At 50.4% G+C, this 6,233-nt stretch carries 6 protein-coding genes; all 6 read left to right on the forward strand.

Annotated elements, in window-relative coordinates; translation table 11 throughout:
- Nucleotides 1-19: 19 nt before the first annotated feature.
- The 6 genes from FGB90_RS07115 (at nucleotide 20) to FGB90_RS07140 (ending at nucleotide 5,996) form a co-directional block, all read left to right on the forward strand.
- Nucleotides 20-1,402: a YheC/YheD family endospore coat-associated protein gene (locus FGB90_RS07115; protein ID WP_171051736.1), complete on the forward strand. Its 1,383-nt coding sequence runs from the start codon at nucleotides 20-22 to the stop codon at nucleotides 1,400-1,402.
- A gap of 301 nt (nucleotides 1,403-1,703) precedes the next feature.
- A complete protein-coding gene (locus tag FGB90_RS07120; RefSeq protein WP_138809882.1) occupies nucleotides 1,704-2,807 on the forward strand; it encodes a YheC/YheD family endospore coat-associated protein in 1,104 nt (367 codons plus the stop codon).
- On the forward strand, nucleotides 2,791-4,167 hold the full coding sequence (locus FGB90_RS07125) for a YheC/YheD family endospore coat-associated protein (protein ID WP_138809884.1): 1,377 nt from the start codon (nucleotides 2,791-2,793) through the stop codon (nucleotides 4,165-4,167). Before FGB90_RS07120 ends, FGB90_RS07125 begins: the two co-directional genes overlap by 17 nt.
- Nucleotides 4,164-5,189, forward strand: coding sequence for a YheC/YheD family protein (locus FGB90_RS07130; RefSeq protein WP_138809886.1), 1,026 nt, complete (start codon nucleotides 4,164-4,166; stop codon nucleotides 5,187-5,189). The genes FGB90_RS07125 and FGB90_RS07130 overlap by 4 nt, the downstream gene beginning before the upstream one ends.
- A gap of 326 nt (nucleotides 5,190-5,515) precedes the next feature.
- Complete coding sequence (locus FGB90_RS07135) at nucleotides 5,516-5,740, forward strand: DUF5342 family protein (RefSeq protein WP_138809888.1); 225 nt, start codon at nucleotides 5,516-5,518, stop codon at nucleotides 5,738-5,740.
- Between the two features lie 73 nt (nucleotides 5,741-5,813).
- On the forward strand, nucleotides 5,814-5,996 hold the full coding sequence (locus tag FGB90_RS07140) for a hypothetical protein (protein WP_138809889.1): 183 nt from the start codon (nucleotides 5,814-5,816) through the stop codon (nucleotides 5,994-5,996).
- Nucleotides 5,997-6,233 lie beyond the last annotated feature (237 nt).

The raw sequence follows: 6,233 nt of genomic DNA on the forward strand, positions 1-6,233 counted from the left end.
TAACAAATGAGGGATGTCCATGACCCTTGATTTTACCAACCGGGAGCACCTCGTCCGTTTCATTGCAGCGGAGGAAAAAGAAGTGCTGCCCCGGCTATATATACCGGAATCGCTTGCGTTGGAACTTGGCTGCAGGAAAGGGGATCAGATCCTGCTTCAGGCCGGAAACAGGGAACTGGATCTCACCCTTTTCCCGTCTGCCAGTCTGCCTCCGGGTGTTTTCGGGATTCATCATTCACTATTCCCGTTCCCGCAGCTGTTAAGCACAGATACTTCTTTCAGGCTGTTCAGATCTGATGACAGGAAATGGCGGCTGGGGCCTGTAATCGGCCTTCTCGTAAATGAAGGCACCGGATCTGATGTAACGTTCGGAGCTGTGCACGCATTTGCCGAGGAACTGGCCTTACATGCAGGAAGTACAAAGATACTTTTTTTCGTCTACCCGTATAACCAGCTCTGGACATCCGGGGGAGGATCAGCATTCTTTTACACGGAACCGTCCTGGACCGCAGTGGATACTCCACTGCCTGATGTGATGTACAACCGCCTGTCCAGCACTTCCAGAGAGCAGTCACCTCCCGCAGAAAAGCTGTTTTCTCTATTAAAACAGAACCGGATTCCTTATTTCAACGAACGTTTTATATATAAATGGGAAATGCATGAAATTCTTGAGCGTCATGAACACCTTCATCCTTTCCTGCCGAAAACAGTCCCTGCATCCGACCGGGAAGGCGTCCGGCAGCTTGTAAAGCAGTTCGGACAGCTTTACATGAAACCGGTCCATGGCCGGGAAGGGAACGGTATTATCCGTCTTACCCGTGAAAAAGAGAAAATCTGTCTGGAGTATCCTTCCGACAGCGGCCACCGGCCCCGTTTTTTTGGCACCTTCGAAGAATTTTATGAAGCGCTGGGCAGCCGTCTGAAAAGAAAGGCATATCTTGTCCAGCAGGGAATTCCCCTCATAAGCGTGGATGGGGGCGTAACCGACATCCGTGCACTCACAGTAAAGAATATTTCAGGTGAATGGAAGGTCGTTTCACGGACTGCCAGGTGCGGGGTGAAAGACCAGATCGTTTCCAACGTGGCAAAAGGAGGCGCCCAGCGGATCGCAGCTGAGGTTCTGGATGAACTGTTTACTGAGACCGAAGCTTTCCATCTCTCCAAGATGATGAACGAACTTGCTGTCGAAGCGGCCACAGCGATCGACAGTGAAATTGGCTCCAAAGGGTGCTTCGGGGAATTCGGTATAGATATCGGCATCAGTACCACCGGCCATCCGTGGATCATTGAAGTAAACACGAAGCCGTCCAAATCCGCTGATCCCAGGGATGGAGGCAGCGCCGCGGTCCGTCCGTCAGCAAGAAGTCTGCTTGCTTTTTCAAGGTATCTGAGTGGATTTTAACTGCAGGCACTTCTTAAAAGAGTCCCGGCTTTGCGCGGTTTAAAAAGGTTGTTTTCGGAAAAGTTGCTGCTTTCAGAAAAAAATGATGAAGCGAAAGGCGGCGACTCCGGCGGGAAAAGCAGGAGCAGAAGACCCCGCAGGGTGGTTTTCCCGAGGAGGCTGAGGCCCTGCCCGCGGAAAGCGACCGCCTGTAGTGGAGCAGCAGCAGCAATCTTTACGAAAATAGGGATAAAAAGCACTACCTCTTGCTTGCCTGTGAGATAAGCACACTTTAAAAGCTATCGTAAAGGAATGATGATTTATGAATATCGCTTTTGGGATACTGCAGTTGTCTGCGGAACAGGAACAGGAATATGTCACCCAGATTGCACTGAAGGGTGCAGCCAGCCGGACTCCTGTACATGTTTTCACCCCATTTGACTGGGATGCTGAAACTAACACAGTGAACGGCAGAAAGTTCGACCCTGTCTCTCTCTCATTCATACCAGAGCGGTTTGTGCTGCCGAAAGTGATCTATGACCGCTGTTTTTATAACCGGTCCGAAGAAGCGAAAAAAGCGATGGCAATCGTGAGGCAGATGAAGGAACGGACGATCTTCCTCGGCTACGGGCTTCCGGATAAATGGAAGGTTTACGAATCACTGGGATCAGATGACCGTCTGAGTCCTTTTCTGCCTGAGACGAAGCTTTTGAAACCATCCAGCCTCATCGCCATGCTCAAAGAACACAGTACGGTGCTTATAAAACCGGCTACGGGCTCAGGCGGCAGAGGCATCCATACGATTTCACGAACCAGAAGTTCCTTCATCTGGACAGACGCCCATTCCGGTCAGCAGATCTCCCACAGGTACACACCCGACCGTCTCCACGAGGAACTGGTCAGACGGACCGGCGGACTGGCATATCTCATCCAGCCGTTTCTTTCTCTGAAAAATGCCAATGGGGCACCTTACGACCTGCGGGTTGTCCTCCGTAAAGACAGAAAGGGAATCTGGCAGGAACTGGGTCGGGGTCTGAGAGAAGGCGAATCGGGAGGAATGGTTTCCAATCTGTCTGCCGGCGGTACTGTGAACCCTGCTCCGGATGGACTACTCAATGAACAACAGAAGGTTCAGCTCGACTTGATCCTGAGTGCTGTGGGTGACTGTCTGGAACTTGCCCATCACCGGCTGTATGAGCTTGGGGTTGATATCGGCATCGACCCGGAAGGAAACCTGTGGATCCTTGAAGTGAATTCAAAACCGGGTATGCAGACCGTTCTTTGTACGTGCACAGACAGCGGAAGGTCAGCTGTTTACAGCGGTCCGATTGAAGCTTATCTAAAAATAAGAAATTATCTCTACTCAAAATCAAAGTCCAAAAGACGCCGGAAGGGAGCAGCTGCTATTCATGAGCACAATCATTAAAACCTGGAAAGTAACTCCGCATCCGAAACGGTCTGTCTTCCTCCCTTCTTCCTTTATGAATGGCGAACAAATCGAGGAAGGCAGCCTCTATACTTTACAGTTCGGCACGAAAGAAACAGAAGTACGCGTCCGCCAGAGTGCTCTGAATGAGTTTGAAATCAGTACAGATGTGAAGGATCAGCTCTACCTCCCTGTAAACGGCCCTCTCTCTTTTCATGCCGTTCCTGACAGCCGGATTCTTGCTGCGGGTCCTCACATCGGAATTTACACTGCCGGCTTTACACAGTCCCTCCTTCGTCCCGCGGGAGATCGTTCGTTTCTGTTTTCCAAGTATCTCCTTGCCGCAAAAAAAGCCGGTATCAGCTGCTTTCTGTTCGGTGCTCCCCACATTCACTGGGAAGATGGGCTTGTAGAAGGATTAGTGTATGACCGTGAAGGGTGGAAAAAGGTTCTCCTCCCCCTGCCCGATGTCGTATACGACCGGATTCCCAACCGAAGAACAGAAGCCCACGCCGGGTACGCTGAAGTAAGGGAACGCCTGCAGACCGAATATCAGATACCCTGGTTCAATCCGGGCTTTTTTGACAAATGGCATATACATCAGGCCCTCTCTGACACACCGGCTTCACGTTATCTGCCTGATTCCATTCTCGGGCCGGACATGACATCCATACGGGAATTTCTTCATGAACACCGGCACATCTATGTCAAACCGGCAAAAGGAAGTCTCGGAGCGGGCATTCACCAGATCCTGTACGATCAGGACCAGAAAATGTATTACTGTCGCTTTCGGGATCAGGAAAAGAACAGGCTCCGCCGCTACAGTTCCTTCCAAAGGCTTTTGAAAAAGCAGTTCCCCGCCGGTTTAAAGCAGATGGTCGTCCAGCAGGGCATCGATCTTCTCACTTCCGAGCAGAAACCGGTGGATTTCAGAATCCATACAAATAAGGATGAAAACGGGGAGTGGCAGCTCAGTGCTTTCGCCGCTAAAATGGCCGGCCTCGGCAGTGTAACCACCCACGTGAAAAGCGGGGGGAAAATTAAATCCCTTCAGGAGCTCAAAAGCGATACAGTTATTTCAGACCGTCAGTATGAAAAGCTCCGCGCTGCAGCCCTTGAAATAAGTGAGACAATCGACCGGGAAATAGAAGGGAACATAGGGGAAATCGGGTTTGACTTCGGGATCGATATCCAGGACCGGATCTGGATGTTTGAGGCAAACTCCAAACCGGGGAGGTCAATTTTCAGCCACCCGTTCCTGAAGAAAGATGACCACCTTACACGCCACCTTCCTTTTGCCTATGGCACGTACCTGTTTAAGCAGATGCTTCTCCGCGACACCCCGGTTTATTACCGATGAACGCCTTTACCGGACCCGTGATCGCTGTGCTTACGGGCGATCACCCGGAAAAGGGGTTTTCCGGTGATGAACGCCTGTACAGGGCCCTGGCTGCAGAAGCCCGAAAACAGGGAGCTGTCCTGATCGTGGTTCCCTTTTCCAATGTAGGGAGTAATCTTGAAATGGAAGGATTCGTACAGGAGGAAGAGGGAAACTGGACTCCCTGCACTGCTATATTGCCCGATGCTGTATACAACCGTGTACCAACCCGCCGTGAGGAGAAAACGAAGACGTTCCTGGAAACCCGGCAGGCTGCCCTTCGTAACGGAATCCCTTTTCTAAATGAACAGTTCCTCACAAAGCTGGAAATCAATACGATTCTTGCTCAGGACGCGGCTGTGTCGGAAGCTCTTCCCCGTACAGAAATTCTCGTTTCTTTTGAACAGTTCCTGAACTGGCTTCATGACAGCCGTGCTTTTCTGATTAAACTCAGCAGCGGATCGAGAGGAAAAGGCATTTACCTTATTGAAAAAGAGGAGGAAGGGATCCGCTTTACATCACGAAAAGGCGTTCTTTTTCCCCTCACACCCGATCAATGCTGGACCCTGCTCGAGCCCGCTCTTGCAAAAAGAACGTTTCTTCTGCAGACTTTCGTACCACTCAGGAAAAATAACGGTTTGCCATTTGATTTCAGGATCCTTCTGCATCGCCTTCCCTCCGGCTGGACCTGCTCGGGCCTCGGAATCCGGCAGGCTGGTAAAGGCCGGATCACGACCCACGCCCTGTACGGAGGTTCCATTCTTTCTCCCGGCGAGGCAGGCATCGACCCTGACAAAGTAAAACAGCTTGCTCTTCGTGCCGCTTCCCTGCTCCCGGATTCTTTTGCGGAAGTTTCCATGGACATCGGCTGCGACCAGGAGGGAAAACTGTGGCTGTTTGATGTTAACAGTAAGCCGATGATTTTTGATGAGGAGCCAATTCGACTTACTGGTGCTGCAAATCTGATTCAACTGTTTCGTGAAAAGTGGCTGGGACAGAAGTAAAGTGTTTTGATAAGAATCCGAACAAAAAGCTGGCAAGCGGATGAAATATTCGCCGACTCCTGCGGGAGGAAAAGCGCAGGTGAGACCCCGTAGGGCGAAGTACGCAGAGGCTCAGCCGCTTCCCGCGGCAAGGGGCGAATATTTCAGGAGCAATTTACCTGCGCCGCGAATTGATTGTAGGGATTTTCATCTATTAAAACACTTCTGTCCCAGCCTCTCTCTGCATTCAGACAGAGGACTTCCTCCTCTCTGCCCTGACGGTATTAGAGCCTGCCCGGACTGTGATAAAATAAGGTCAGACTCTGATGACAAAAGGCGGGAATCGCATGCTATCACACTTTCACTACACTGAAATTAAAAACAACATGATCAACCGTGAATGGGGATTTGAATTTTACTACAGACAGACAAAACATAAAGGGAAGTATTTTAAAGACGGGACAATTGAATGGATACAGCCGGGGCCTTCTGAACTTACAGAAAAAGACCGCACATTTCTTGAAACGTGCGTCCATGACCTCATGCTTTATCACGTGTATGAAGATCACTAGCATGACACTGCCCTTTTTCACACAAGCTACCTGTAAACAGGCTGAAAAGAGCCTTAAAACAGGAGGAAAAATCATGAGTGAACCCAGGGATCTCCAGCACGAAGGAAAAAGCGATGCCTACCTTGATGTTGACCGGATGACAAATGAAGGCCTGGCCGGCGGCAGGGATCACATTGCCTACGGGAAACGGCAGATTGAGGAATCACAGGACATTCACAAAGAAGCTCCCCCCTATTCAGCAGAAAAGGAAGACTGATCAGCCGGAGGCTGGGACAGAAGTGTTTTAATAAACGAGAATCCGAACAGCGGCCGGGCGGTAATCCGCTCGTGAAACATCCTCCGCTGAGGCAGGGCACTGGATTCTCTGTTGGACACTTTTTATGTCCCAGCCTTTTTCTTACCTTTAGTCAAGGGTATGCCGTTAACTTCTTTTACTTTTTATTATTAGGTGGAGGTGGAAGGGGGACCCCTTCCACCTCCACCTGATTTTTCA

Origin of the sequence: Alteribacter natronophilus (genome assembly GCF_006007885.1) — a bacterium.
Taxonomy (GTDB): Bacteria; Bacillota; Bacilli; order Bacillales; family Salisediminibacteriaceae; genus Alteribacter; species Alteribacter natronophilus.

Bases quoted from the DNA above. Each gene is read 5' to 3' on its own strand.
- FGB90_RS07115 (WP_171051736.1), top strand. From the start codon at position 20: ATGACCCTTGATTTTACCAACCGGGAGCACCTCGTCCGTTTCATTGCA.
- FGB90_RS07120 (WP_138809882.1), top strand. From the start codon at position 1,704: ATGAATATCGCTTTTGGGATACTGCAGTTGTCTGCGGAACAGGAACAG.
- FGB90_RS07125 (WP_138809884.1), top strand. From the start codon at position 2,791: ATGAGCACAATCATTAAAACCTGGAAAGTAACTCCGCATCCGAAACGG.
- FGB90_RS07130 (WP_138809886.1), top strand. From the start codon at position 4,164: ATGAACGCCTTTACCGGACCCGTGATCGCTGTGCTTACGGGCGATCAC.
- FGB90_RS07135 (WP_138809888.1), top strand. From the start codon at position 5,516: ATGCTATCACACTTTCACTACACTGAAATTAAAAACAACATGATCAAC.
- FGB90_RS07140 (WP_138809889.1), top strand. From the start codon at position 5,814: ATGAGTGAACCCAGGGATCTCCAGCACGAAGGAAAAAGCGATGCCTAC.